Origin of the sequence: Amphritea sp. (assembly GCF_016744155.1) — a bacterium.
GTDB lineage: Bacteria > Pseudomonadota > Gammaproteobacteria > Pseudomonadales > Balneatricaceae > Amphritea.
The window spans coordinates 16,420-43,390 of record NZ_JADGEW010000008.1 but is presented as its reverse complement, the minus strand read 5'-3'; the positions used below and the strand labels follow the sequence as shown (position 1 = coordinate 43,390).

The following is a 26,971-nucleotide window of genomic DNA, read 5'->3' as shown; positions in this document are numbered from 1 at the left end:
TTTCCTTATTTTTATTCCTGGCTTACTGAGCTCATACTTCGACGCCTGCTCAGCGCTTATTTCAGTAAGCCCGCTTTATTCAGACGTTTAACCAGCGCATTTTCAGCGATCGCCAGCGCTTCAGGACCAACCATCTCCTCAGCCAACGGGGCAAGTGCTTCTAATGCTTTAGCTTTCCAGGTGCCGATCCACTGCTCCAGTAACTGTTTATTCGCATCCGATTCTGCTGCTGAAATTTTCATCACCGCATCAACCCAGCGATTGGTATCTTTATTCCAGTTCTGAATAAACTCAGTCAGCATGCTGAAGTCCTGACCACCGTTATCCGCCAGCCACTGATCAAACTGTAGATACACCAGTTCATAGATCAGGCCATCCAGAATTGCGTCCTGGGCAACAAAGGACTCAAACCAGTCTTCTACGCAAATATTTGCTTCGCAGTACGACCGAACTCCTTGCCAAATAGCATCGTCCATCCAATAGCGCTTGGCTTCGTTTAGCGCATCACCGGAATTGCTATCAAGAATCAGGCCTATCCGAGAGAGATACTGAGCGTTGCCCAAACGATCCATACCGTTATAAAGCAACGCTTGAGTAATTGCGGTGCCATAACCCAGAGAACTACCGTAGATATTATTGAGGTTGGCGGCCTGCTCTACATGGCGAAGAGGTACTAGCAGACGAATCACTTTGCGTTGAATTTCATCTGGAATAAGACGCGCCAAATTACGCTTTTCAAAGAAACTATAATTACTTTCAGCCACTTCCTGCTGCTTAGCACGCATCTGTACATAAGAGCCATAATAGAACTGACGAGGGTCTTTAAAGGCGTACCAGTCTTCCATCACAATAGCGGTTCGCCCGGTATCGTTCAGTTCATATTCCGGTTGCCAGAGAGGCTTGTAGTGAAAGTTAATTTCTGACGCAACGTCGTAGGTCGCTTCCTGATAGCGAGTCGCCGGCTTATCTCCGAAACGACGTTCAATATGTGCAAAGGTATTGCGCACCGGCTCAAGTGTTGATGTTTTAATCTCAATGGTCATTTGCTTTTTCCCATCTTATTTGGATCGTTATTGTTATTGTCAAATCACCGCGGACCATTCAGGGTCAGCGACGGTTATTTGCCATCAGCGTTTCTTCCCCATACCGCCATTTCTCCATCTCTGCATCCACCACCTGCTGCTGTTCCTCAGTCATAAAGACAACATCATTGGTTTTACAGAATTGATCGAACGCACCCTGCGGCATGATTAGTTCGACGAACAACGCCGGGTCACCAATCGCAAAATCAAACTCAACAAAACGTGCATTTCCGGAGCTACGTACCCGGACAAATTTTGTCAGCTGATCAAAGCTGGATCTGTCTTCTGAATCTTTACGGGTGTGTAGTTTCAGATCTACCATGTGCTCACCTGTGAAATTAAGTTTTGATCACCGGAGATGCTGCAACGGTTGTGCCAGAGAGGAAAAAAGATGAAATATAATTGCTTAAAAACTATAACTAATTGATTTTAAATAATAAAAAACAAGAAGAGCAATAAAGATGCGTGATTGGCAGGTGAACAAAAAGCTAGATGAAAAGCTCATGAAATAGTTAAAAGTTGATGAAAAAGTGAAAAACACCTGACCTCCTCATCTTTGACTATCGTAGGAGGAAATCAAAATAGGTATTGTTTTTTAAGCATAATTAGCGCCACAATAAGTAAGGATTTAATGCTTAAACTTACAAAATATAATCAAAAAAAAAAGTAAAAGCTGTGCTAAAAATGACTGAAACATCACCAACGCTACCTGATAATCAAGACCTCTTAAAACAGATCCGTTTTGAAAATGAAGAGGGAAAAATCTGGCTGGATGAGCAGCGAATGCTGTTAATCCATTCTTCCGTAATGGGATTACTGCGAAATGAACTGATTCAAACCATGGGCGTCGAGCGTGCTAAAGGCTTCCTGATGCGCTTTGGATATCATACTGGCTGGCGAGATGCTGAACTGGCTAAAAAGATTCGCCCAGATATGACCGCTAATGAAATGTTCATGGTTGGACCACAACTTCATGCCATTAAAGGCATGGTTAAAGTAGTCCCAATTTCTTTGGAGTTTGACGAAGATACCGACCATTTCTACGGATCTTTTGACTGGTATAACTCCCACGAAGTTGAAACCCATCTGGCAAATTTTGGCAACTCAGATGTGCCGGTCTGCTGGACTCTGATCGGCTACGCCAGTGGTTTTTCTACCTATTACATGAAGCGTCAGGTCATTTTTCGAGAGACACAATGTGCCGGTACCGGCGTCGATCATTGTCACATAGAAGGAAGGCCAGCCGAAGAGTGGGACGATGCCGAAGAAGCAGGTAAATACCTACTTCCTGACCCGATGATAGAAGAACTTTTAGCGTTGCAGAATGAAGTTACTGTCCTGAAAAATCAGTTTCGCAACAACGAAGTTGAAGACGACCTTCTGTTCAATAGTGTAGGGCACTCAAACGCCTTCAAGAATGTTTGCCACCTGATACGCAAAGCCTCAAAGAGTAAAGTCAGCGTTCTCTTGCAAGGAGAAACTGGCGTCGGTAAAGAGATAGTCGCCAAAGGCCTGCACTCCTCAAGTGACAGGGCAGACAAACCTTTTGTTGCAATTAACTGCGCCTGTATTCCTCCCGATCTGATTGAGGCTGAATTATTCGGCGTAGAAAAGGGCGCCTATACCGGCGCAACCCAATCCAGAGAAGGCAAGTTTGAGCGCGCTCACTTGGGCACTATTTTCCTTGATGAGGTCATCGAACTCACACCCAGAGCCCAAGCTTCACTACTAAGAGTACTGCAAGAATCCGAATTGGAGCGGGTCGGCGATAATCGCACCCGACGCATCGATGTCAGAGTTGTGGCTGCAACCAATGAAGACCTTGAAGTGGCCGTGCAGGAAGGTCGTTTCCGGGCAGACCTTTTTTACCGCTTAAATGTATATCCTGTGCATATTCCTCCACTTCGAGATCGCACTGAAGATATACCGCTATTAACCGAACACTTTCTGGAAAAGTATTGCACCTTATATAACAAGAAGACATCGGGCATCTCAGATAAAGCGATGCAGGCACTGACGCAATACAAGTGGCCGGGTAATATCCGTGAGCTGGAAAACATGATTGAGCGGGGCGTCATTCTCACTGATAACAACCAGACAATCGGCATGGCCAGTTTCTTCCCCTCTCTTTCAGAGCCTTCTCACCCCCTGAACATAATTAACGGCAGTGGACTGCTCAGTGAAGAGCCACAAAAATCTACCACTGAGAATCAGGAAACCGTCGAAAGCCTGCTAGTAGAAAACTTCAGTCTTGAACAACTAGAGCAACAGTTAATCGAAGAAGCGATGGCGCAGTGTAATGGTAATGTTTCAAAAGCAGCCCGAAAACTTGGACTGACTCGCCCGGCTCTCGCTTATAAGTTAAAGAAGCTGCAAGATGGATAAGTCATAAAGGCTGCTTTAGAATAGCCGCCTTTAATCCTCTCCAGAGCTCACCATGAACCTGATTCTGCTTTTTGAAAGTGATTTCATCGCTTCGGACACTGCTGTTATCAGTGACCGGCGTTTTCAGCACATAAAACAGTTCTATCAGCCGGTTGAAAACCAACAGCTGAAAGTAGGTCTGCTGAATGGTGATATCGGTCGTGGAACCGTAACCGGCCTTTCTGAGCAAAGTATTACTCTGGAAATTCATCTGGACAACACTCCTCCCCCACCGTTGCCTCTGACACTACTACTCGCTTTACCCCGGCCAAAAATGCTAAAGCGTACTTTGCAGACAATAACCAGTATGGGAGTGAAGCAGATTTACCTGATCAACTCATACAAGGTTGATAAAAGTTATTGGTCGACACCCATTCTTCAGGATCATAACCTCAGGGAGCAACTATTGCTGGGGTTAGAGCAGTCAGGGGATACACAATTACCCGAAATTCACCTACGTAAGCGATTCAAACCTTTTGTCGAAGATGAACTGCCCGAACTGGCAGCCCAATCCCGAGCTCTGGTGGCTCATCCCTATAACGCTTCAGACTGCCCTGTCTCTGCCCCGGTAAAAACAACACTGGCGATTGGCCCTGAAGGCGGATTTATACCCTATGAGATTGAGAAACTTCAAGCCACCGGCTTTGATGCGATTCATATAGGCCCCCGTATTCTTAGGGTTGAGAATGCAGTACCGGTCTTACTCGCCAGATTATTTCCGGTCTGAGCACTCACTACCCAGGCGACGGCTTTGAATAACACGTGATCCAACCTGGCCGTTCATTGATCTGAATCAACTTAATTGAGAATCATACTCATTAGCATTGACATCAATGCAAATATAAATAAGAATGGTTCGCATTAGCAATTAAGATGTTTACGCCAAGCCTTACACAGGTACTATTCAGGAATAATCACAATGCAGAACACATTTAAAAAACTGGCATTTATCGCTCTTCCACTTACCATTGCAGCAACTTCTGTTTCCGCTGCCAGTGAAGTGAATATCTATTCCTACCGTCAGCAGTTCCTGATTCAACCGATGTTGGAAGCTTTCACTGCTGAAACGGGTATTAAAGCCAATGTTGTTTTTGCGAAGAAAGGCCTGATAGAACGTTTAGAGCATGAAGGTAAGAACTCTCCTGCGGATCTGTTGCTAACCTCAGATATCAGCCCACTTTATTACGCCGTTGCAACGGGATTAACGCAAGCTGTCGATAGTGAAGTACTGGAACAAAACATTCCTGAGCAGTTCCGTGACCCTAAAGACCAGTGGTTTGGACTCACCACCCGTGCTCGATTGATCTACGCCTCTAAAGACCGCGTCGCTCAGGGTGAGATCACAAGCTATGAAGAACTGGCCGATCCAAAATGGAAAGGTCGTATCTGTACTCGTAGTGGAAAGCACAGCTACAACCTGACACTGATCGGCTCTATGATTGCTCAACATGGTGAAGCAGACACAGAACAGTGGCTAACAGGCTTGAAAGCCAATCTGGCACGCAAACCTCAAGGTAATGACCGTGCTCAGGTTAAAGCGGTTAAAGAGGGCGTATGTGATCTTGCGTTGGGCAACTCATACTACTTCGGCAAGATGATCACCAACGAAAAACAACCTGAACAAAAAGAGTGGGCGAACTCTGTTAACCTGGTTTTCCCTAACCAGCAAGATCGTGGCACACACATGAGCATATCCGGTGCCGCACTAACTAAATACGCACCTAACAAGGAGAACGCCATTAAGCTGATGGAGTTTCTCAGTGAGGCTCAGTCTCAGGCGATGTATGCAGAAGCTAACTTTGAATTTCCTGTTCGCCCTAACACCAAGCGTTCTGCTTTGATTGAGCAATACATGGGAGAGTTCAAACAGGACAGCGTTAGCTTGCAGAAAGTAGCGAAGCTACGTGTTGATGCGGCTAAGCTGGTTGACAAAGTTGGCTTTGATAACTGATATAACCTGATAAAGTATCCGGCTTATATCGACAATCTAAATTCAAAACGGTAGTCTGCGCGCTACCGTTTTTCGTTTATGTTCTCATTTACATAAGGCAACAGATGCAAGCCGAACCCGCCAGACATGAAACAGAACAACTCCCCCCGTTAATATCCGGGCGCAGAGGGTATCTGTTTGGTTGGTATAGCTGTACCTGGACAACCGCCTTGATGATAGCGTTGCCGGTGCTATCAGTCTTTTACCTGGCCCTCTTTCCCGAAGAAAACATCTGGGGCCATCTGGTAGAAACCGTCCTACCGGTATACGTCATAACAACGCTTCAGTTACTGTTTGGCGTAGGCGCGCTCTCCATTGCAACCGGTGTCTGTGGTGCCTGGTTGGTCACCATGTGTCGCTTCCCTGGTCGACGCATCTTTGAATGGGCACTACTTTTACCTTTTGCTGTACCCGCCTATGTCATCGCTTATGTCTATACTGACCTGCTTGAGTACTCGGGTTCACTACAAATTTTTCTACGTGAGATCTTCGGTTGGCAAACTGCCCGGGATTATTGGTTTCCGGATATTCGCACCTTAGGCGGTGCAATCCTGATGCTGGCGATGGTTCTCTATCCCTACATTTATCTACTGGCCCGCGCCTCTTTTCTCGAACAATCAACTACTATCCATGATGCAAGTCGCACCCTAGGCTGCACTCCGTTTCAAAGCTTCTACCGGGTATCATTACCGATCGCCCGACCCGCTATCGCTGTAGGACTTTCCCTGGTATCCATGGAAACCCTCAACGACTTCGGCACTGTGGATTACTTTGCAGTTAAAAGCATGAGCGCAGGGATATATGATACTTGGTTGAACATGAATAACTTGGGCGGCGCTGCCCAAATAGCCAGTCTGATGATGATATTTGTAGTTATGCTGATCTCGCTGGAACGACTGGCACGGTCGAAACAACGACAATTTCATAGCTCAGATCGTTTCAAAGCACTCACAGGCTACCAACTATCCGGCTGGAAGGCCTGGGGCGCCACTCTCCTCTGCGCCCTGCCCGTTATTACCGGCTTCGTCATTCCTGTCTGGGTACTTGCCGGCTACGCATTCAGTAATTTAGACCAGCTCTGGACCAGTGACTTTATCACTCATGCCAGCCACAGCTTCATTTTGTCGACCATCGCTGCACTGCTGACCATCGTTATTGCGTTGTTACTGGCCTACTCAAAACGCTTACATAAAAAGCAAAGCCTGAAAATTGCTGCCCAGTTCTCTAGCCTGGGTTATGCAATGCCGGGCGCGGTACTGGCGATAGGTGTAATTATCCCTCTGGCAGCCTTTGATAATGCAGTGGATAGCCTGATGGAAGAGTATTTCAATATATCCACAGGTCTATTGCTCAGCGGAACAGCCTTCGCGGTGGTCTTTGCCTATGTGGTCCGTTTTCTTGCAGTGTCGGTCGGTTCGGTGGAATCTAGTCTGAACAAGATTACCGAAAGTATGGATATGGCATCACGTTCGCTGGGACTCTCCCCCCTACAGACACTGGTAAAAGTACACCTGCCACTGATCAAAGGAGGAATACTTACAGCCTCACTGGTAGTGTTTGTTGACTGTATGAAAGAGCTACCCGCAACACTCATACTGCGTCCGTTCAATTACGACACCCTAGCAACCTATGTATACCAGTACGCCTCTGATGAAATGCTGGAAGCTTGTTCGCTGGCGGCACTGCTGATAGTACTAGTGGGGATTATTCCGGTTATTCTACTCAGCAGAACTATCTCGGGAACCCGGGATAGTAACTAAAGCGCTACTTTAAAACTCTATTTATGAGCTCTACTATAAAGCCCTATGTAAGAGCTCTACTTTTGCGGCTGGCGTTTAGAAAATAAACTAAGAAGCGAAAGCTATCGGCCGGTGCGCGGCAATATGCAAAGAGACCTGCGAGCCTACTTCGAACATCAATGGTTCAAAAATTTCAGACTCAATCTGCCGTCCTGAAGGCAACATCAACTGATAAACAACTGAATTACCCAGAAACTCTTTCTGCTCTACCCTTGCCATCACTGCGCCCTGCTCGATGCTTGGGCGTATATCCGCTGGGCGAATAAAAAGCGATAACTGCTTACCGGATTCAGCTCCAAATGGCTCGGCAAACTCAATAGTACCCAATTCGGTTTGCACCGTTGTCTCACTCAGACACTCGGCATCAAACAACTCCCCTTTACCGACGAACCCCGCAACCATAGGATTTAATGGTTGATAGTAGAGTTCCGTAGGCGTTCCCCATTGTTGTAACTGTGCATTTGCAAGGATGCCTAATTTATCACTGATAGCAAAAGCTTCTTCCTGATCATGGGTGACCATAATCGCTGCAATTCCCTGATCTTTCAGAATAGAACGGACTTCAAGTGCTAATTGACGACGGAGGTCTGTATCAAGGTTAGAGAAAGGCTCGTCCATCAACAGTAATTTAGGCTTAGGCGCCAGGGCGCGGGCCAGCGCGACTCGTTGCTGCTGTCCGCCTGACAGTTCATGGGGATAACGGGAAGAGATATCCGGAAGCTCAACCAGCTTCAGCAAGCTATTAACCGCCTCTCTTTTTTCTGACGAACTTCGGCCATTTAAACCAAAGGCGATATTATCAAACACGCTAAGATGGGGGAAAAGTGCGTAATCCTGAAACACAACACCTATACCCCGCTGTTCAGGAGGCTGGGTGAAATTCAGATCTGAGATCACCCGCCCATTCTGACTGATGCTGCCAGATAACAAAGGGTTAAATCCTGCTATCGCACGCAATACAGTAGTCTTACCACAGCCACTAGGCCCCAGCAGGCAAGCGATCTCCCCCGCCTGTAACTGAAAGCTAAGCTGTTCGGTAATAACGGTATTACCATAACCACAACTGAGGGCTTTAAGCTCTAATAAAGGTGAATGTTCCAATAAGCGAGTCATAGCTTAATGTTATCTCTAATATAAATGATAATGATTCTCGCTTTAGTTTACCCATATATCTACTAGGGGTAAACGGAGATCCGGAGCCACTCTAACTTTTTAATTAACATTATTTTAATAAAGCGGCGTTTCTATACCCAACATCGTCAGTACACCCAACACCACTAGCCATAATATAGCGGCGCGCCGAATCAGCTTATTAAGATGAACGATCTCTTCTGCTGCAAGGTGCCTGAATTGCTCGTCACCACACTCAATTCCTGATTGGTACTGTCTGAAGCTTTCTTCGCCCACTGCAGCTAATGCGACACGAAATAGCCAATCACGCGCACTCTCCTGACGGCTATCACTGTTATTAAGCTGGGAATAAGCACTAACACCGTTACCCACAATAAAAAAAGTAAATCCAAGTAACCTGGCAGGAAGCCAGAGTATGATTTCTGCAAGTTTCGCTGCAGCCGACGCTGCTTGACGCTGTGTCTGCCAGTTAGCCCATAGAGAAAGAAAAACCCCCGGTATGCCTAACAATACAAACCAAAATAACGTCGAAAAGAATCCTGTAAGTGACAGGTACAGATATTGCTGGCAGATCGCGTAATGAGCAGACTGGCAATCAGTCACCTCATCTGTTCTCCTCAATCCCATCATCCCTGCAAGCTGGAGCCATGCACCCTGAAAGTCCCCCCGACACCAATCGATGTAGTATTTTCCAGTCAACTCGCTGGGCGACCAACTTTCCAGATAGAGATATAAGACCAATAGTTCTATGGCTAAAACAAAGATGCCGAACTCCCAGCTAAAAAACAGTATTAACAGCACCTCAAGAATAATCAGATAGAGTGTCAGCATCAGCCAGTGTAATAAGCTCTGAGGGATAGCTGCCTTAGCAAACTTGCTGACCCTTTTTGGCCGAGGTTTAAAGCGCCCTAGAATGATCACCAACAGTACTGCTAGAAACTTCATCCTGTAATCTCCATGCTTAACAGACGATTATAATATTCCCAGTTAAAGGCTATACCGGGGTCCGTCTTTCGTTGTGGGGCAATATCTGAATGGCCGGTAATATGTTCAGGTAACATGAATGGATAATAGTTAAGTAGCGCAGCTGTCACCTTTACAAGCTGTTGATATTGCCGATCCGTATAGGGAATATCGTCGGTACCTTCCAACTCAATACCGACAGAGAAATCATTACACTCAATGGCACCACAATATTCAGACGCACCCGCATGCCAGGCTCGCTGATCAAAACTAACGAACTGTACTAACTGGCCATCGCGCTCAATCAACAGATGCGCCGATACTTGCAGAGATTCAATAGTTTCAAAATAGGGATCTGCTGTACTGTCTAACCGATTAAGAAAAAAATCCTTAATATAACCACCACCAAATTTTGCGGGTGGGAGACTAATATTATGAATAACTAACAGCCGAGGCGTCACATTTTCTGGACGATGATTAAAATTGGGCGACGGACAATGCTCAGCATCTTTAAGCCAACCCTCTTCTAGCTGTAAACTCTTTTTAATCAGCGTCATTTTTCCTCTATCAGCGACTACTTTACCCTGCAGGTTTCCGCTAAAATACCGATCTGTGAATGGCCATAGATATTACCACGCCCTTCACATCAGACAAGCTATCTGAACAGCCACCGTTTGTGATAGCCGAATAACCGGATTCAGATCATTTAAACGGAGCCCTCATGGCCAATACCAAATTGCTAACCGATATCGCAGCTACCGTTAAAACTGCTCTGGCTGAAGATATTGGCGATGGGGATATCACAGCACAACTGATTCCTGCCGACCAGCAAGCAAAGGCTAGGATTATCAGCCGTCAGAACGCTGTTATCTGCGGGGTTGAATGGGTCAATGAGGTATTCCGCCAAGTAGATAAAACTGTCAGAGTAAACTGGCTGGTACAAGATGGTGAACAGGTAGCGGCTGATCAAACATTGTTTAAACTTGAAGGCTCTGCCCGCTCACTTCTAACCGGCGAACGTTGCGCCCTAAATTTTCTGCAAACACTGTCAGCGACAGCCACCATCAGCTCATATTACGCATCTCTGGTTGAAGGCACTGGCGTAAAGCTGCTCGATACCCGTAAAACCATTCCAGGCCTGCGAAATGCACAGAAATACGCCGTTAGCTGTAGCGGCTGCTTTAATCACCGCATCGGCCTCTACGACGCCTTCCTCATCAAAGAAAACCACATCATGGCCTGTGGCTCAATTACCAATGCAATCGCCACAGCCAAACGTAATGAACCTGGCAAGCCGGTAGAAGTGGAAGTCGAATCATTTAATGAGCTTATGCAAGCATTAGAAGCGGGCGCAGATATCGTTATGCTGGACAACTTTGACCACGCAGGCCTGCGTCTGGCAGTACAAAAAAACAAAGAACACCCAACCCCAGCCAAACTAGAAGCTTCTGGGGGCATTGACGAACATACACTGAGAAGCATTGCAGAAACCGGCGTTGACTATATCTCTATCGGCCTGCTGACCAAAGACTGCAAAGCGGTTGATCTGTCGATGCGGTTTGTTTGATTATTTACACTTATTAAAACACAAAAAACCGTCTTGGCAGACGGTTTTTCTATACTTCTACAGACTCATTGATTCCAAAAAGGAAACAATTAAGCGTTTGATTTCTGATACCCAATTTGGGTAACAACAACGTCACAATAGTGTTGATCTGTATCTAAAGAGCTACATTACCACTCAAAGTCATGGTACAGCACGCCGACAATCAGCGGTACCTATCAGCTGCTGTCCGTCAATATCCTGAGTTTGTTGTATCTGAAGGATATCGTAAACCTCAACCGTGGTTTTATTGACATCATGTTTCCAGAGAATATTGCAGATCTCTTTAGCACTATCGTTACGCTTCCCCCCTCCATCTAGAGGAAGCATCCCTATAGCCAGTACACCACCATCAGCCCACCAAACGGGAGTTGCGGGGTATTTATCCGGCTGAGAAGCCAGTTCCGCTTCAACAACCGCCCGTTTTTCAAGAGACAGAGGTTCTTCGTAAAGGTAATAAGTGACGGCTGCGGTGATAGCGATAAGAATGAACAGGATTGTTTTTTTATTCATTTATACATCTTTTAGATAGAAAAACTAATTTAATAACAATTATCCAAATATAAGTATTGGCGATAAGCCTAATACAAAAAAGCCCCGGTAAATACCGAGGCCCTTAAAAACACAGTCTTTACTATTAGTTTGCCCAACCGCTTGTAACACCACCACCACTTGTAGTCCAAGCAAGGTTACCAGCTGAAGCTGCTGTAGGTATCAATACATAAGTATCAGTTACTGCAATCTGACCATTAGCCAGAGGAGTAGCTGTAATCACACCATCAACTGTCGCAACAGTATTTACAGTATCACCGCCATACTCACCTGCCGCAATATTTGCTTGTACATTATTTGTACCGCCATCACAATCTGTTATATCAGCAGTAACGCTAAAGCATACATCAACAGATACTTTCGCTGCCTGTGTCGACTGTACAACCTCAGTATAAGCTGCACGAGTTGTATAATCCTGATACGCAGGCAATGCAATCGCTGCCAGAATACCAATAATCGCCACTACGATCATCAATTCGATCAGGGTAAAACCTTGTTGCTTTTTAATTGTACTTTTCATTATCAACTCTCCAGCGAGTATAAAGTATTCATCATCATCCTTGCTCCGAACGACCCTTTCCCTTGCCATATAGCTCTTCATCCATGCTCCATACGAGCCTGATATGATAATAACCTATTTTTTATGGCAGTCCAGTGACCTAAAGCAAGCGCCTGTTGATTCTCAAACCGACCGATAGATGTTACTTTACAAATAGATAATAATACAAGGCAGTTTAAGTTAAAGCGTTATAAACTTAAGCATCTTGATATGACGCCGATAAAAGCAGCTAAAATGGATTCTCTGACATTATGAGCGTACAACCCTTTCAGCCCCTAAGTGGTTTGGCGAGACGACTGGTTAACGATGGTGTATTTTCATCTGATGTAGCGATGGACGCCCTAAAAACAGCCCGCAAGGACAATAAACCTTTTATTGCCCATATTATTGAAAACCGTTTGGTGAGTGCCTACCGAGCGGCCGCAGCGGCCGCAGATGAATTTGGCATGCCTTTGTTCGACCTTGAAGTTATCGACATTGAAGCCCTCCCTCAGGGACTGGTAGATGAAAAACTGATAACCAAACATCATGCTCTACCACTGATCAAGCGTGACAACCGACTCTATGTTGCTATATCCGATCCCACAAACATCCAGGCATTGGACGAATTCAAATTTCATACGGGCACTACTACCGAAGGCGTCATAGTTGAGGAAGATAAGCTTTCTAATCTCATCGACACCTTCCTTGATGAACAAAACTCTGCCTTAGACGGCCTTGATGATGCAGATCTTGATAACCTTGAGATCGATGAAGGACTTCAAGAACAGCAAGAAGACACCGGCGAAGATGCAGCAAACGATGCGCCGATCGTACGCTTTGTTAATAAGATACTCCTGGATGCGATAAAAAGCGGGGCATCGGATATTCACTTTGAGCCCTATGAAAAAACCTATCGCATCCGTTGTCGTATCGATGGCATTCTGCAGGAAGTCGCTAAACCTCCTTCTAACTTGGCCCCCCGCCTCTGTGCTCGCCTTAAAGTCATGTCACAGATGGATATATCTGAAAGGCGCGTGCCTCAGGATGGCCGCATAAAAATGAAGATATCGAAAAACCGCGCCATCGATTTTCGGGTAAACACACTGCCCACTCTCTGGGGGGAAAAAGTTGTTCTACGTATTCTGGACCCTACCAGTGCACAGATGGGCATCGAAGCTCTGGGCTACGATGAAGATCAGAAAGAACTGTTCATGCAGACTCTGCATAAGCCTCAGGGCATGATTCTGGTAACAGGCCCTACGGGTAGTGGTAAAACCGTATCGCTATACACCGGCTTGAATATCCTTAACACCGTTGAGCGAAATATATCAACGGCAGAAGACCCCGTAGAGATCAACCTCGAAGGAATAAACCAAGTACATGTGAACATCAAAGTAGGACTAACCTTCGCTGAAGCATTACGTTCATTCCTGCGCCAGGATCCTGATGTGGTCATGGTAGGTGAGATCCGGGACATTGAAACAGCAGAAATTGCGATTAAGGCGGCCCAAACCGGCCATATGGTGCTATCAACCCTGCACACCAACAGCGCAGCAGAAACGCTAACTCGACTACGCAATATGGGTGTTCCTGCCTTTAACATCGCCACATCTGTGTCTATGATTATTGCTCAGCGATTAGGACGACGTCTGTGCACAGGCTGTAAAAAACCGGCTAATATCCCTGAGGCTACGCTAGTCGAAGAAGGTTTTACCCCTGAACAGATAAAAGCAGGCCTCAATATATTTGAGCACAACCCGGAAGGCTGTAATAAATGTAACAAAGGCTATAAAGGCCGTGTCGGTGTTTATGAGACGATGTCAATGAGCCCGGAAATTGCTCAGGTTATAATGGACAACGGAAGCTCATTGGACATTCTCAACACAGCAAAGAAGCAGGGTTTCAGATCTCTAAGGTTATCAGCCCTACGGAAGGTTATTCAGGGCGTCACTAGCCTGGAAGAGATGAACCGGGTCATTAAACTTTAACGACCTCATATTATTGTTAATACTTTAAATATTATAAGATTTAAATATTCTAAACCTGTAGACGGAAACCACCCAGATGGCTAAGAAAGCGACAGATAAGGCACCTATCACCTTTAACTGGGAAGGTAAAGATAAAAGCGGCAACCCTAGCAAAGGTTCAATCAATGCCGACAACCTGGGTGAGGCGAAAGCACTGCTGCGCAAGCAAGGCATAATGCCGAAAAAAGTCCGCAAGCAAACCTATAGCATGTTCAGTAATCACAACAAACCGATCGTACCGCTGGATATTGCCCTGTTTACCCGACAAACCGCCACCATGCTCAAATCCGGTGTCCCTCTGCTACAAGGCTTTGATATCGTAGCCAACGGTATTGAAAAAGCAAAAATGAAAAAGGTAATTTATGACCTCAAAACCGATGTAAGCGGCGGTACCAGCTTTGCTAAAGCTCTGGAGCGCCACCCAAAGCACTTCGATGACCTTTATTGTAATTTAGTACATGCGGGTGAAAGTTCAGGCTCTCTGGAAACAATGCTCGAGCGTATTGCCACCTATAAAGAAAAGATTGAAGCCCTAAAAAAGAAGATTAAAAAAGCGCTTACCTACCCCATTGCCGTAATAGTTATCGGACTTGTTGTTTCCGCGATACTTCTGATAAAAGTAGTCCCCCAATTCGAAAGCGTTTTTTCCAGCTTTGGAGCTGATCTGCCTGCATTCACTATGTTCGTGGTTGGTTTATCAAAAATAGCTCAGGACTGGTGGTTTATCGCCATTATTGCAATAGCCGTGGCGGGCTTTGCGATATCTAAAGCCCATGAAAAGTCGCAAGGCTTCAGACAATGGGTAGACCGAACAGTGCTTAAACTACCGATTATTGGCCAGATACTACATAACTCAGCTATAGCCCGCTTTGCCAGAACCCTGGCAACCACTTTTTCCGCAGGGGTGCCACTAGTCGACGCTCTCGATTCTGCTGCCGGCGCTTCAGGTAATATCGTCTATGAAACAGCTATTCAGCAAGTGAAGAATGGCGTTTCTACCGGCCAATCATTACAAAACGCTATTACTATGACAGGCCTGTTTCCGCCAATGGCTACCCAGATGATCGCTATCGGCGAAGAAGCGGGGTCACTAGATATGATGTTGGATAAAGTTGCCAGCTACTACGAAGCAGAAGTTGATGACGCGGTTGACAATCTATCAACCCTGATCGAACCGATGATTATGTCAATTCTGGGCGTACTCGTAGGCGGCTTGGTAATCGCAATGTATCTACCTATCTTCCAGTTGGGTAATGTCGTATAGCTTAAGGAATATCTGACTTTATGTTGTTTGAACTCATTGCAGCGAACACCTGGCTGGCAGTATCACTCGCCTTTATTTTTTCACTGTTAATCGGAAGTTTTCTTAATGTCGTTATCCACCGACTTCCTATTATGATGGAGCAGGAATGGCAGCTGATGGCTGTAGAAACAAACCTGCCTGATATTCAAGATTTTCCTAAAGAGTCTTCTTCAGAGCCAACAGAAAGCTACAACCTTGCCCAGCCAGCCTCTACCTGCCCATCCTGTGGGCACCTAATACGCTGGTATGAAAACATTCCGTTAATTAGCTATTTTCTGATACTTGGGGGGAAATGCAGCGCTTGTGAAAACAAAATATCACTGCGATACCCGTTGATAGAGCTTGCAACTGCTACAATCTCCGCCTTTATTATCTACCAGTATGGTTTCAATTTAATCAGCTTTAGTATTGTTTTCTTCAGCTGGTGCCTCATTGCTCTGACTGCAATCGATATCGATCATCAACTACTACCCGATATAATAACACTGCCACTGCTCTGGATCGGGTTGCTACTGAATAGCTTTGACTATTTCACTACCCTTCCCTCAGCACTTTGGGGGGCAGTACTAGGATATCTTTCCCTCTGGTCTGTGTATTGGGTTTTCAAGTTAATTACCGGAAAGGAAGGCATGGGCTACGGTGATTTCAAACTATTAGCCGCACTCGGTGCATGGGCTGGCGCAGATATGCTGCCACTGATTATCCTTGCCTCCTCACTCATCGGAGCGGTAGTAGGCGGCCTGATGATAACGTTCAGCCGTCATGAATCACAAACACCTATTCCTTTCGGACCATATCTAGCCGGCGCGGGGTGGATCGCACTCCTATGGGGCCATGAACTGACTGACTTGTACCTTCAGCTGCTAATTTTTTAATCTATCATTACAACGAGATTATTACAGAGACTTTACTATGTTTGTAGTTGGCCTTACCGGTGGTATTGGAAGTGGAAAATCTGCAGTGTCCAGACGATTCGAGCAACTCGGCGTCACTGTGGTCGATGCTGATATCGTTGCCCGAGAAGTAGTTCAGCCGGGAGAACCTGCTCTGAAGTCAATCACCCAGCAGTTCGGTCCTACTATTCTGCTAGCCGATGGCAACCTAAACCGCGCCACGCTTAGAAAGATTGTCTTTGACCAGCCTGAGAAACGCGACTGGCTGGAACAACTACTTCACCCCCTCATCAGAGAGCAAATTTTACTACAATTAACACAAGCCGCTTCCGCTTACGCTATTTTAGCCTCTCCCCTGTTATTAGAAACGGACCAGCATCTGCTGGTAGATCACACAGTCGTTGTAGATGTCGATGAAGCAACCCAGATCAGCCGTACCGCGATTAGAGATAACACTGATAGCAAACAAGTCAAAGCTATCATCGCAGCTCAAATGCCTCGAGAAGACAAAGTGACTCGCGCGGACAGCCTTATTGATAACAGTGATTCTGAAGAGTTGTTGCAACCTCAGATAGAAGCGTTACATAATAGATTTCTAACCCTAGCACAACTTAGCACAATCTAATAAACAGGAGCCTCGACTTGGCTAACACGTCCCATACAAAGAAAACGCTAGTCGCCTGCCCAACCTGCAGCAAACAGCTAGAATGGAACCCAGAAAACGAGTTCCGCCCTTTCTGCTGTGAACGTTGTAAAATGATAGACCTTGGAGCCTGGGCTTCAGAAGAGTACAAGGTTGCGGCTGAACCTAGCGTAGACGATTACAGCAGTAGTTTTGACGACCCTGAAAGCCAGGATCACCAGGACCGACCGCTGCATTAAGAAGACTTTCAACAAAAGCTGCGAATTGCAGCAATGCCTTGCCCTCCAGCATTAATACTGAGCTCCAGATCCTCACTTGCAACGCCTCCTAAGGCGTAAGCCGGCAGCGCACAGTCGCTTACCCAGTCAGCAAACTGATCCCACCCGAGGGGACTAGCATCGGGGTGACTCAATGTATGCCTTACCGGTGATAGGGTTATATAGTCGAGGCAGGCCCGCTCAGCATGACGAAGCTGTTCTTCGTTATGGCAGGAAGCCCCTAACCAACGCCCCTTAAATTCATCCCGATGTTGCAGCTGCATTAATCGCGCTGAGCTAAGATGAATAGTCGAAATTCCGGCATCATTAGCAGATTCAACAGAGCCATTCCATATCAGAAACTGACTAGGGAATTCTTTCGATAACTGCAAATAAAGTTTTAGCTGATCAAGCTCAGATAGATGCTTTGCCCGCAACATAATGGCCTGCGCACCTTTACTCAGAGCACGATGAACAAACTCAGTGTAGGAATCACGCGGTAACTCAGGCGTAATGGCGATCATAGGAGGCAACAATAGAGCATTGACGATCGGTTTATTCGCGGCCGGAAACTGATAGTTATTCAGGTCAGCGAGACTGATCCATTTTAAAGGCTGCCCTTCGCGCCCATAAGCTTCGCCATTAAAACGATTAACTCGAAAGACATCCAGCAGTATCGATTTATCTGGGTAGTGGTAAGGCACCTGTATTAAAGAAGTCGTAGCAGATAGATCAATCTCTATCCCCAGCTCTTCATTGAGCTCTCTGGCCAACGCATCCTGAACATTCTCACCTGCCTCGACCTTACCCCCAGGGAACTCCCATAAACCACCCTGATGCTGCCTCTTATCACGTAACGCCAACAGCAGCTCACCTGACTCATTAAAGATCGCAGCTGCGGCAACATGAATTAATTCAGACACAGAGCACTACCTAATCAGGAACGATAATCAGCATTGATAGCGACATAATCTTTACTCAGATCAGTCGTCCAGACCGTTTCCTGTTTATTCCCACGATTAAGTACGATGCGGATAGTAATCTCTTCACAATTCATCACCGCCTGTCCGGCTTCTTCTGTATAGCTCAGTGCACGGCCTCCGTTTTCAACGATACAGGTATCACCCAACCAGACCTGCAACGCGTCTACATCCAGGTTTTCCACACCAGCATAGCCCACCGCAGCAAGAATCCGCCCCCAATTAGGGTCGCTGGCAAAGAGCGCAGTCTTCACCAATGGAGAATGAGCAACAGCGTAAGCCGTTTTCAATGCCTCATCAGAGTTTGCCGCCTGTTCAACAGAGATAGTAACGAATTTGGTAGCGCCTTCCCCATCACGGACAATAGCTTGTGCGAGTTCTAGCATTACTTTATCCAGAGCACAGTTAAACCTCTCAAACAACTCGGCATCTGATTCAGTTATTTCTATGCCGCCGGTACCGGTTGCTGTGAGTATGCAAGAATCATTCGTCGATGTATCGCCATCGATAGTCACCCGATTAAAGGTCAGGTCCGCAGAGCGAGCAAGCATCGACTGAAGCAATCCCGCTTCAACCTTTGCATCGGTAGCGACATAAGCCAGCATGGTAGCCATATTTGGCTTAATCATACCTGCACCTTTAGAAATACCGGTCAGTGTAATAACTTTACTTTGATACTCAAATTGCAGTGAGAAAGCTTTAGGCCGGGTATCTGTAGTCGTAATACCGTTGGCCGCTTCCAGCCAACCATCTTCCGTCAGAGCTTCAAACGCAGCAGGAATCGCGGGGATAATCCGGTCAGTGGGTAGCTTCTCACCGATCACTCCCGTGGAGAATGGCAGCACCTGATCAATTGCGACTCCGGCGTGCTCAGCGACAGACTGGCAAACTTCCAGAGCATCCTGATAACCCTCTTTTCCAGTGCCGGCATTAGCGTTGCCTGTATTAACAACCAGAAATGAAGGCGTGGCCACTTTAAGATTAGATTTACAGATCTGAACCGGCGCTGCACAAAATTGGTTTTGAGTAAAAACCCCAGCGGTTGTTGCCCCATGGACAATCTCCATAACCACCAGATCTTTTCGGCCCGGTGTTTTTACACCCGCAGAGGTTGTACCTAAACGAAAACCTGCAACAGGGTGCAGCGTTGGAAGTGTGCCAGGACCCACAGCCATTACAAACTCCTTAAACCTTCAGAAATAAAGAAAGCAGCTTCGCTGCTTTCGGGGTTATTATCAATACCAACATAAGGGTAATATTATGTGGTTTTTTTTGTGAGCTACAGAGACAGATTTATCGCATTACCTTCAATCGCAAAAGCCCATCAGAAGCGCCAATCACAATAGCCTATAATCAGCTAAGCTTACCGTGACACTGCTTATACTTCTTACCTGATTCACAAGGACAAGGATCATTACGCCCCACCTTCTTACCCTCTCTTACGAAAGGCTCAGCCCCCTCAGCGACTTCCTCAGCTCCTGACTCGTCTGCACCCATCGCAGAGGACTCTTCATGCTGGAAGCTCATCTGCTGTTGTTCTGCCTGCTCGCGACGCTGACGCTCCATCTCTTCGAGTTCTTCAGGCTCGCGAACTGACACATGGCTAAGAATCTTAACAACATCGGTCTTTATATTTTCAAGCAACTGTTCAAACAGAATAAAGGATTCACGCTTATACTCCTGCTTAGGATTCTTCTGAGCATAACCTCTCAAATGAATACCCTGACGCAACATATCCATCGACTGAAGATGTTCTTTCCACAGAGTATCCAAAACCTGCAGCATCACCTGCTTCTCAAACAGGCGCATATTCTCTTCACCGACAATCGCGGCCTTAGCCTGATAATCCTCAATGATATCTCTCAGAATACGCTTACGCAGTGTCTCTTCGTGCAGATCATCATCCTGATCCAGCCACTTCTGAACCGGCATCTCAAGACCAAACTCACTCTGCAACTGTTTTTCCAGACCTGGCACATCCCACTGTTCTTCCAAACTTTGTGGCGTGATGTATTCATTAATCGCATTTTCAACCACCTCAGCACGTACCGCTTCAATGGTTTCTGAAATATCACTGGTTGCCATCAGTTCATTACGCTGATCATAAACGGCGCGTCGCTGATCATTAGCAACGTCATCGTATTCCAACAACTGCTTACGCATATCGTAGTTACGACCTTCCACTTTACGCTGAGCTTTCTCAATCGCATTGGAGACCATCTTATGCTCGATCGCCTCACCTTTTTCCATACCCAGAGCTTTCATAAACTGACGAACACGGTCAGATGCGAATATCCGCATCAGATCATCCTCAAGGGACAGGAAGAAACGAGAAGAACCATTGTCACCCTGACGGCCTGCACGACCACGCAGCTGATTATCAATCCGGCGAGATTCGTGGCGCTCGGTACCTATAATATGCAAGCCACCTGCTTCCAAAACGTCATCGTGGCGTATTTTCCACTCAGCGGTTGCCTCAGCAATCTCTTCTTCGGTTGGGTTATCGAGCTTCTCAAGTGAAGACTCCAACTTACCGCCCAACACGATATCAGTACCACGGCCGGCCATGTTAGTTGCAATAGTAACCGCACTGGCACGTCCTGCTTCTGCGATAATGCCCGCTTCCTTACCGTGATTCTTGGCATTCAAAACATTGTGAGCAATATTCTTCTTGGTCAAAAAGGCAGAAATCAATTCTGAAGACTCAACTGACGCTGTACCTACCAGAACCGGGCGCTTGTCTTCGACGCATTGAATTATTTCTTCAAGGACTGCGTCATACTTTTCCTGGATAGTAAGGAACACCAGATCGTTATAATCGATCCGGGCAACCGTAACATTGGTTGGAATAACGATAACATCCAGACCATAGATCTGGTTAAGCTCGAAGGCTTCAGTATCCGCTGTACCGGTCATACCAGATAGCTTTTCATACAAGCGGAAATAGTTCTGGAAGGTCGTCGATGCGAGAGTCTGGCTCTCCTGATTAATATGCACCCCTTCTTTTGCCTCTACAGCCTGATGCAAGCCTTCAGACCAGCGACGGCCCGGCATAATACGTCCGGTGTGCTCATCAACGATGACAACCTCACCTTCCTGAACAATATAATCAACATCACGCTGAAACAGGTTATGCGCCCGCAGAGCAGCCAGCACATGATGAAGCATACTTAGGTTTTGTGGTGCATAGAGGCTTTCACCTTCACCCAGAATGCCCTCTTTTGCCAGCATCTCTTCAATCCGCTGATGGCCCCGTTCTGTCATTTCAACAGAGCGGTTCTTCTCATCAACGGTGAAGTCACCCTCAATCTCTTCTTCACTCTTTGGATCGACCTCACCGTCATACTTTTCCAGGGTTGGGATCAGAGTGTTCATCTTACGATACATCTCAGAGCTGTCTTCTGCAGCACCTGAAATAATTAACGGTGTACGCGCTTCATCGATCAGGATGGAGTCCACCTCATCCACAACCGAGAAGAAGAAGTCCCGCTGAACTTTATCCTCAACACTAAACGCCATATTATCGCGCAGGTAATCAAAGCCAAACTCGTTGTTCGTTCCGTAGGTAATATCTGACTTGTAAGCAGCCCGCTTAGTTTCAGAATCTTGCCCGGAAAGCACCACACCGACACTCAGGCCCAGGAATTCATACAATGGACGCATCCACTCAGCATCCCGGCTAGCCAGGTAATCGTTAACGGTTACTACATGCACACCACGGCCCGCCAGTGCATTTAGATAAACCGGCAAAGTAGCTACCAGAGTTTTACCCTCACCGGTACGCATCTCGGCAACCTTACCCTGATGAAGAGTCAGACCACCAATCATCTGCACATCAAAGTGGCGCATTCCCATCGAGCGGCGACAAGCTTCACGAACGACAGCAAAAGCTTCAGGTAGAATAGTTTCTAAACTATCACCTTGCTCTAAGCGTAATTTAAAACCGCCTGTCTTCGCCTGCAGGTCGTCATCAGACAGTTGTTCCAGTTCACTTTCATAGCCATTGATCTGCTTAACGACCTTACCCATCTGCTTGAGTACACGCTCGTTTTTACTACCGAAAACCTTCTTTAACATAGTAGTGAACATAATCTGATTATTTACCTGTAAGATTCGGCGGGCTGAGGCCGGTTAAACTATTAAATTAACGCAACATTCTACATCTATTGGGGCATCAAATTGAATCTCAATAGAGATATTTTTTTTGCAGGTATAAATCAGCAGAAAAAATATAAAAAAACCGGACTAAATAGCCCGGCTTAATATAAAAAAATACAGATCAACTAACAGCTGCAGGCTGAAGGTATGAAATGGGTACTGATTGATCCTTACCGTCGAAAGTAACCACTTCCCAGGCATCTTCTGTTTCCAATAGCTTACGTAACAACAGATTGTTCAGATAGTGCCCTGACTTGAAACCGTGAAACTCACCGATCAGGCTTTTACCTAACAAATAGAGATCGCCTACGGCATCCAGGATTTTATGCTTAACAAACTCATCATCGTAACGCAGGCCATCTTCATTAAGAATACGGTAGTCATCCACTACAATAGCGTTATCCATGCTACCGCCCAGCGCTAGATTTTGCGCGCGCAGATACTCGATATCACGCATAAAACCAAAAGTACGCGCACGGCTTACCTCTTTCACAAACGAAGTGCTCGAGAAATCCAGGCTAGCTTCCATATTTCGATCAGCAAAAGCCGGATGATCGAATTCGATAGTAAAGCCAACTTTAAAGCCATTAAAAGGCTTAAAGGTCGCCACTTTATCGTCAACCTGGACAGTAACTTCCTTTGTAATCCGAATAAACTCTTTCAGTGCACCCTGTTCTTGAATACCGGCAGACTGGATCAAAAACACAAATGGCGCAGCACTACCATCCATGATTGGCACTTCTTCAGCACTCAATTCTACATAAGCATTATCGATTCCCAGGCCGGCCATTGCTGACAACAAGTGTTCTACTGTGCAAATACGCACATCATCTTTCTGCAGATTTGTCGACATCGTAGTATCACCGACATTATCAGCGCGGGCTGGAATTTCAACTACAGGGTCCAGATCCACTCGACGGAAAATAATACCAGTATTGACTGGTGCTGGCTTCAGCGTCAGATACACTTTCTGACCTGTGTGAAGTCCAACTCCAGTTGCTTTAATGCTGTTCCGTAAAGTACGTTGTCCGATCATATTTCCTGCCAAGGTATTTTGTGCCGTATTAACCGAACATTCTAACAAATTACCCGCTATTTCAGCAATAACTGATTAGTGTAACCCGTTCAGCACCCTCAGCTTGATACGCTAATATCAATCTGCCTGACGCCTTAGAAAGGTTGGGATATCCAAGTAGGTTTCGGTATCTCCTTTCTCGTCATCCTTCGACAACTGAGAGCCAGATAGTTCCCGCTGTTGAACTCTATTTTTTTCAGCATTAAGATAATCTGCTTTGCGGCGTACAACCGCTGGCAACTCAAGCTTATTCAGATCCAGTTCCCCATCAGGCTTACGGGTATTACTCACTACCTTAACCGTACCCTGCTCCGGTTCATTTTTCTGCAAACCAGTCGCGACAACAGTCACCTTAATATCATCAACCATCTCTGGATCGATAACCGTACCAACAACGACCGTCGCATTATCAGAAGCGAATTCTTCAATCACCTGACCCACATCGCTAAACTCGCCCAGACTCAGGTCCAGACCTGCGGTGATATTCACCAGAATACCGCGAGCGCCCATCAGATCGACATCCTCCAGCAGCGGGCTGCGCACAGCGGCTTCTGCCGCCTCAACTGCACGGTTCTCACCCCGAGCAGAGCCAGTACCCATCATTGAAGTACCCATCTCAGACATCACAGTACGCACGTCGGCGAAGTCAACGTTGATCATACCCGGGCGGATAATTAGGTCAGAGATACCCTGCACCGCTCCTTTCAGCACATCATTAGCTTCATCAAAAGCTTTGATCAGCGTGCAGCTTTTACCCAATACCTGCAAAAGCTTTTCGTTAGGCACAATTATCAGAGAATCAACATGCTCTGATAAATGCTTGATCCCCTCTTCGGCGATCAACATCCGTTTACGACCTTCGAACGGAAAAGGCTTAGTCACCACTGCAACTGTCAGAATACCCAGTTCCTTTGCAACTTCAGCGACGATAGGGGCTGCGCCGGTTCCGGTACCACCGCCCATGCCTGCGGTAATGAAGACCATATCCGCACCACTGAGCATTTCAGCGAGCTGATCCCGATCTTCCAGAGCCGCCTGACGGCCTATATCCGGATTCGCCCCTGCCCCCAAACCTTTGGTGATCTCGCCACCCATTTGCAGGACATTGCGTGAATCCATGTGATTCAACGCTTGCGCATCCGTATTCGCACAGAGAAACTCGACCCCACCCACTTCGGATGAGACCATATGCTGTACAGCGTTACCGCCACCACCGCCAACGCCAATCACCTTAATGACCGCGTTCTGCGCTACATTATTGACTAATTCAAACATATCCCTTCCCTCCAGGTTCAGTGCCCAACCTGCACCTGTTGTGTATTGCATTCCAATTCATTTGTTGTCTATCTAAACCTGTGAACAAATCGCTCACCGAGTCAGCAGACCCTTTTATCTTTTTCGTTAAAAGTTACCCTGAAACCAGGCTTTCATCCGGTCCAGAACACCTGGTCGCTCGACGCTGTCTTCTATTTCAACCGCTTCGCCCAAATGCTGATTATCTTGTTTTGCGTACTGCAACAGGCCGATGCCCGTTGCGTAGATCGGACTACAGAGAATATCCCCCATACCCCGTACTCCTTTGGGTAACGCCAGTCGTACCGGCATATGGAAGATCTCTTCTGCCAGCTCTACCGCCCCTTCCATTTTCGAGGTACCGCCGGTCAGTACAATGCCCGCGGCCACTAAATCTTCAAACCCGCTGCGGCGTAACTCAGCCTGCACCAAGGTAAACAACTCGTCGTAACGCGGCTCAACCACTTCAGCCAATGCTTGTCTCGACAGATCCCTTGCCGGACGATCACCGACACTCGGCACTTTGATCGTATCTTCAGGGCTGGCTAACTGCGCCAGGGCGCAGGCATACTTAATTTTGATATCTTCGGCATGCAGAGTCGGTGTTCGCAATGCCATCGCTATATCATTGGTCACCTGATCACCCGCAATAGGGATCACTGCCGTATGACGAATCGAACCGCCGGTAAAGATAGCGATATCAGTGGTACCGCCACCCATATCCACCATACAAACACCCAACTCTTTCTCATCTTCTGTTAGTACCGAGTAGCTGGATGCCAGCTGTTCCAGTACCGAGCTATCCACCGCCAGGCCACAGCGTTTAACACATTTTTCGATATTCTGTACCGCGTTAACCGCACCCGTTACTAAATGAACCTTAGCTTCAAGCCGCACTCCTGACATGCCCAGCGGTTCACGAATACCTTCCTGATTATCAATCACGTATTCCTGCGGCAGTATGTGCAAGATTTTCTGATCTGCGGGAATAGCCACCGCCCGAGCAGCATCAATCACCCGTTCCAGATCGTGCTCCATCACTTCACCATCACGAACAGCAACAATTCCGTGGGAGTTCATACTTCTAATATGACTACCTGCAACACCCACAGTAACCGAATGAATCTTGCAGCCCGCCATTAGTTCAGCTTCTTCAACGGCTCGTTGAATCGAATGAACAGTAGATTCAATATTAACCACGACGCCTCGTTTTAAACCGCGAGACTCATGGGAGCCAATACCAACGATATCAACAATGCCATCCAAACCGACTTCGCCCACCAGACACACTACCTTAGAGGTGCCGATATCCAGTGCTACGATCATATTATTTCCAGGCTTCATCGCCATATTCACAGTATTAACCTTTCTGTTGTTCTTCGGTGGACACCTGAGGGCGCCACTTCACGGCAATGCCGTTGTTGTATCGAATATCAATCTGCTCTATTCGGCCTGCTTTTGCTTCAGCCTGTAGGCGTTGCGTATAAATTTTCAGGAAACGCTCAAGCCTTGCCACCACTTGATCTCTGCCAACGATGATTCGAATATCGTTATCCAGAATCAGCGTCCAGGCTCCCCGAGCTTCCAGTTTCAGTTCAACCAGCTGCAGCCCGGCATTTCTCAGCATCTGATTCAGATCGTAATACTCCGACATCATCATCGCAGTATTTCCGGAAGGCCCCGTCAGCAATGGTAGACCGCTATATCTCGATAGCTGCTCCGGCCAAAAAATATCACCTTCATGGTTTAACAGGCCATCACTCCCCCAACGGGCAACAGGCACCTCTTCTGTCACTTGTAGGTAAAGTGCCGCTGGCCAGCGCCGAGTTACACCTACCTGATAAACCCAGGGATTAGCCTGTATTCCCTCTTTTACCGCTTCAAGGTCAGCACTCAACAATCCACCGTTCATCAAAGCCACCGAACTGGCCGCTAATTGATGCCGGTCCAGATGTCTTGTCTGCCCTTCAAAAACCACTTGCTCCACTGGCTTATCCAGCCAGTTGTACATTACGCTATAACTGTAATCAGCAAGCGCAACAAACACCGCCAATGCCGTAAGAATCGTCGCAGGCTTGAGCCACCAGTCGCCATCGATCCCTTTTAATTTTTGCATCCAGGCTAGTTCAATCCGCGCTGGATCACTCTCTTTTGCCGCTGCCTTACTCTTCTCTGCTCGCTTATATGCCGTAGCCGAAGCTCCTCGTCGGGGCTGTTCGGCTTCAGGCTGTTCTGACGAAAGCAGTTTTTTTAGCAT

General features: G+C 46.7%; 24 protein-coding genes. 10 read left to right on the top strand and 14 right to left on the bottom strand.

From position 1 onward, the window contains the following. Positions 1-56: 56 nt before the first annotated feature. A complete protein-coding gene (locus QZZ54_RS08710; RefSeq protein ID WP_290701689.1) occupies positions 57-1,043 on the bottom strand; it encodes an aromatic/alkene monooxygenase hydroxylase subunit beta in 987 nt (328 codons plus the stop codon). A gap of 64 nt (positions 1,044-1,107) precedes the next feature. After that, on the bottom strand, positions 1,108-1,404 hold the full coding sequence (locus QZZ54_RS08705) for a phenol hydroxylase subunit (protein WP_290701687.1): 297 nt from the start codon (positions 1,402-1,404) through the stop codon (positions 1,108-1,110). Positions 1,405-1,766: 362 nt separating this feature from the next. On the opposite strand from QZZ54_RS08705, the gene QZZ54_RS08700 reads away from it, so the two are divergent. The 4 genes from QZZ54_RS08700 to QZZ54_RS08685 all read left to right on the top strand — a co-directional run bounded on the left by QZZ54_RS08700 (position 1,767) and on the right by QZZ54_RS08685 (position 7,256). Continuing rightward, positions 1,767-3,467, top strand: a complete 1,701-nt coding sequence (locus QZZ54_RS08700) for a sigma-54-dependent Fis family transcriptional regulator (RefSeq protein ID WP_290701685.1) — start codon at positions 1,767-1,769, stop codon at positions 3,465-3,467. Positions 3,468-3,519: 52 nt separating this feature from the next. Beyond that, positions 3,520-4,233 (top strand): 16S rRNA (uracil(1498)-N(3))-methyltransferase, encoded by a 714-nt coding sequence (locus QZZ54_RS08695; RefSeq protein ID WP_290701682.1) that lies wholly within the window; start codon positions 3,520-3,522, stop codon positions 4,231-4,233. Between the two features lie 192 nt (positions 4,234-4,425). Next, positions 4,426-5,457: a Fe(3+) ABC transporter substrate-binding protein gene (locus QZZ54_RS08690; protein ID WP_290701680.1), complete on the top strand. Its 1,032-nt coding sequence runs from the start codon at positions 4,426-4,428 to the stop codon at positions 5,455-5,457. Positions 5,458-5,561: 104 nt separating this feature from the next. Then, positions 5,562-7,256 (top strand): iron ABC transporter permease, encoded by a 1,695-nt coding sequence (locus QZZ54_RS08685; protein ID WP_290701677.1) that lies wholly within the window; start codon positions 5,562-5,564, stop codon positions 7,254-7,256. An 87-nt stretch (positions 7,257-7,343) separates the two neighbouring features. Here QZZ54_RS08685 and QZZ54_RS08680 read toward each other — a convergent pair whose 3' ends face one another. The 3 genes from QZZ54_RS08680 to ampD form a co-directional block, all read right to left on the bottom strand. Further along, entirely contained in the window at positions 7,344-8,408 is a 1,065-nt protein-coding gene (locus QZZ54_RS08680) for an ABC transporter ATP-binding protein (protein ID WP_290701674.1), read from the bottom strand. Positions 8,409-8,522: 114 nt separating this feature from the next. Further along, the gene (locus QZZ54_RS08675) at positions 8,523-9,371 is read right to left on the bottom strand and encodes a hypothetical protein (protein ID WP_290701671.1); all 849 of its coding nucleotides are present in this window, start codon (positions 9,369-9,371) and stop codon (positions 8,523-8,525) included. Further along, entirely contained in the window at positions 9,368-9,946 is a 579-nt protein-coding gene (ampD, locus tag QZZ54_RS08670) for a 1,6-anhydro-N-acetylmuramyl-L-alanine amidase AmpD (RefSeq protein ID WP_290701668.1), read from the bottom strand. The genes QZZ54_RS08675 and ampD overlap by 4 nt, the downstream gene beginning before the upstream one ends. Positions 9,947-10,110: 164 nt before the next feature. Here ampD and nadC point away from each other — a divergent pair, with 164 nt between their 5' ends. Further along, entirely contained in the window at positions 10,111-10,956 is an 846-nt protein-coding gene (nadC, locus tag QZZ54_RS08665) for a carboxylating nicotinate-nucleotide diphosphorylase (RefSeq protein ID WP_290701665.1), read from the top strand. Positions 10,957-11,136: 180 nt separating this feature from the next. Here the strand turns inward: nadC and QZZ54_RS08660 are convergent, their stop codons facing one another. Together QZZ54_RS08660 and QZZ54_RS08655 are read right to left on the bottom strand one after the other, a co-directional pair. Continuing rightward, complete coding sequence (locus QZZ54_RS08660) at positions 11,137-11,505, bottom strand: hypothetical protein (protein ID WP_290701662.1); 369 nt, start codon at positions 11,503-11,505, stop codon at positions 11,137-11,139. A gap of 124 nt (positions 11,506-11,629) precedes the next feature. Next, on the bottom strand, positions 11,630-12,064 hold the full coding sequence (locus QZZ54_RS08655; RefSeq protein ID WP_290701659.1) for a prepilin-type N-terminal cleavage/methylation domain-containing protein: 435 nt from the start codon (positions 12,062-12,064) through the stop codon (positions 11,630-11,632). 290 nt (positions 12,065-12,354) lie between these two features. Between QZZ54_RS08655 and pilB the strand changes: the two genes are divergently transcribed. The 5 genes from pilB to yacG all read left to right on the top strand — a co-directional run bounded on the left by pilB (position 12,355) and on the right by yacG (position 17,190). Continuing rightward, the gene (gene pilB, locus QZZ54_RS08650; RefSeq protein WP_290701656.1) at positions 12,355-14,073 is read left to right on the top strand and encodes a type IV-A pilus assembly ATPase PilB; all 1,719 of its coding nucleotides are present in this window, start codon (positions 12,355-12,357) and stop codon (positions 14,071-14,073) included. 76 nt (positions 14,074-14,149) lie between these two features. Then, positions 14,150-15,376 carry a type II secretion system F family protein gene (locus QZZ54_RS08645; RefSeq protein WP_290701653.1) on the top strand — a complete coding sequence of 409 codons (1,227 nt, stop codon included), beginning with the start codon at positions 14,150-14,152 and terminating at the stop codon, positions 15,374-15,376. A 20-nt stretch (positions 15,377-15,396) separates the two neighbouring features. Further along, a complete protein-coding gene (locus tag QZZ54_RS08640; protein WP_290701650.1) occupies positions 15,397-16,290 on the top strand; it encodes an A24 family peptidase in 894 nt (297 codons plus the stop codon). A 37-nt stretch (positions 16,291-16,327) separates the two neighbouring features. Then, positions 16,328-16,933 (top strand): dephospho-CoA kinase, encoded by a 606-nt coding sequence (gene coaE / locus QZZ54_RS08635; protein ID WP_290701647.1) that lies wholly within the window; start codon positions 16,328-16,330, stop codon positions 16,931-16,933. A gap of 17 nt (positions 16,934-16,950) precedes the next feature. Further along, positions 16,951-17,190, top strand: a complete 240-nt coding sequence (gene yacG / locus QZZ54_RS08630; protein WP_290701644.1) for a DNA gyrase inhibitor YacG — start codon at positions 16,951-16,953, stop codon at positions 17,188-17,190. Between the two features lie 8 nt (positions 17,191-17,198). On the opposite strand, the gene QZZ54_RS08625 is transcribed toward yacG, so the two are convergent. The 7 genes from QZZ54_RS08625 to QZZ54_RS08595 all read right to left on the bottom strand — a co-directional run bounded on the left by QZZ54_RS08625 (position 17,199) and on the right by QZZ54_RS08595 (position 26,971). After that, positions 17,199-18,131: a Nudix family hydrolase gene (locus QZZ54_RS08625; protein ID WP_290701641.1), complete on the bottom strand. Its 933-nt coding sequence runs from the start codon at positions 18,129-18,131 to the stop codon at positions 17,199-17,201. A 14-nt stretch (positions 18,132-18,145) separates the two neighbouring features. Beyond that, entirely contained in the window at positions 18,146-19,363 is a 1,218-nt protein-coding gene (gene argJ / locus QZZ54_RS08620; RefSeq protein WP_290701638.1) for a bifunctional glutamate N-acetyltransferase/amino-acid acetyltransferase ArgJ, read from the bottom strand. Positions 19,364-19,541: 178 nt separating this feature from the next. After that, a complete protein-coding gene (gene secA, locus QZZ54_RS08615; protein WP_290701635.1) occupies positions 19,542-22,277 on the bottom strand; it encodes a preprotein translocase subunit SecA in 2,736 nt (911 codons plus the stop codon). 190 nt (positions 22,278-22,467) lie between these two features. Then, positions 22,468-23,382, bottom strand: coding sequence for a UDP-3-O-acyl-N-acetylglucosamine deacetylase (gene lpxC, locus QZZ54_RS08610; RefSeq protein WP_290701632.1), 915 nt, complete (start codon positions 23,380-23,382; stop codon positions 22,468-22,470). Between the two features lie 117 nt (positions 23,383-23,499). Next, entirely contained in the window at positions 23,500-24,696 is a 1,197-nt protein-coding gene (gene ftsZ, locus QZZ54_RS08605; protein WP_290701987.1) for a cell division protein FtsZ, read from the bottom strand. 126 nt (positions 24,697-24,822) lie between these two features. Then, a complete protein-coding gene (gene ftsA / locus QZZ54_RS08600; protein ID WP_290701985.1) occupies positions 24,823-26,064 on the bottom strand; it encodes a cell division protein FtsA in 1,242 nt (413 codons plus the stop codon). A gap of 10 nt (positions 26,065-26,074) precedes the next feature. Next, on the bottom strand, positions 26,075-26,971 hold the full coding sequence (locus QZZ54_RS08595; protein WP_290701629.1) for a cell division protein FtsQ/DivIB: 897 nt from the start codon (positions 26,969-26,971) through the stop codon (positions 26,075-26,077).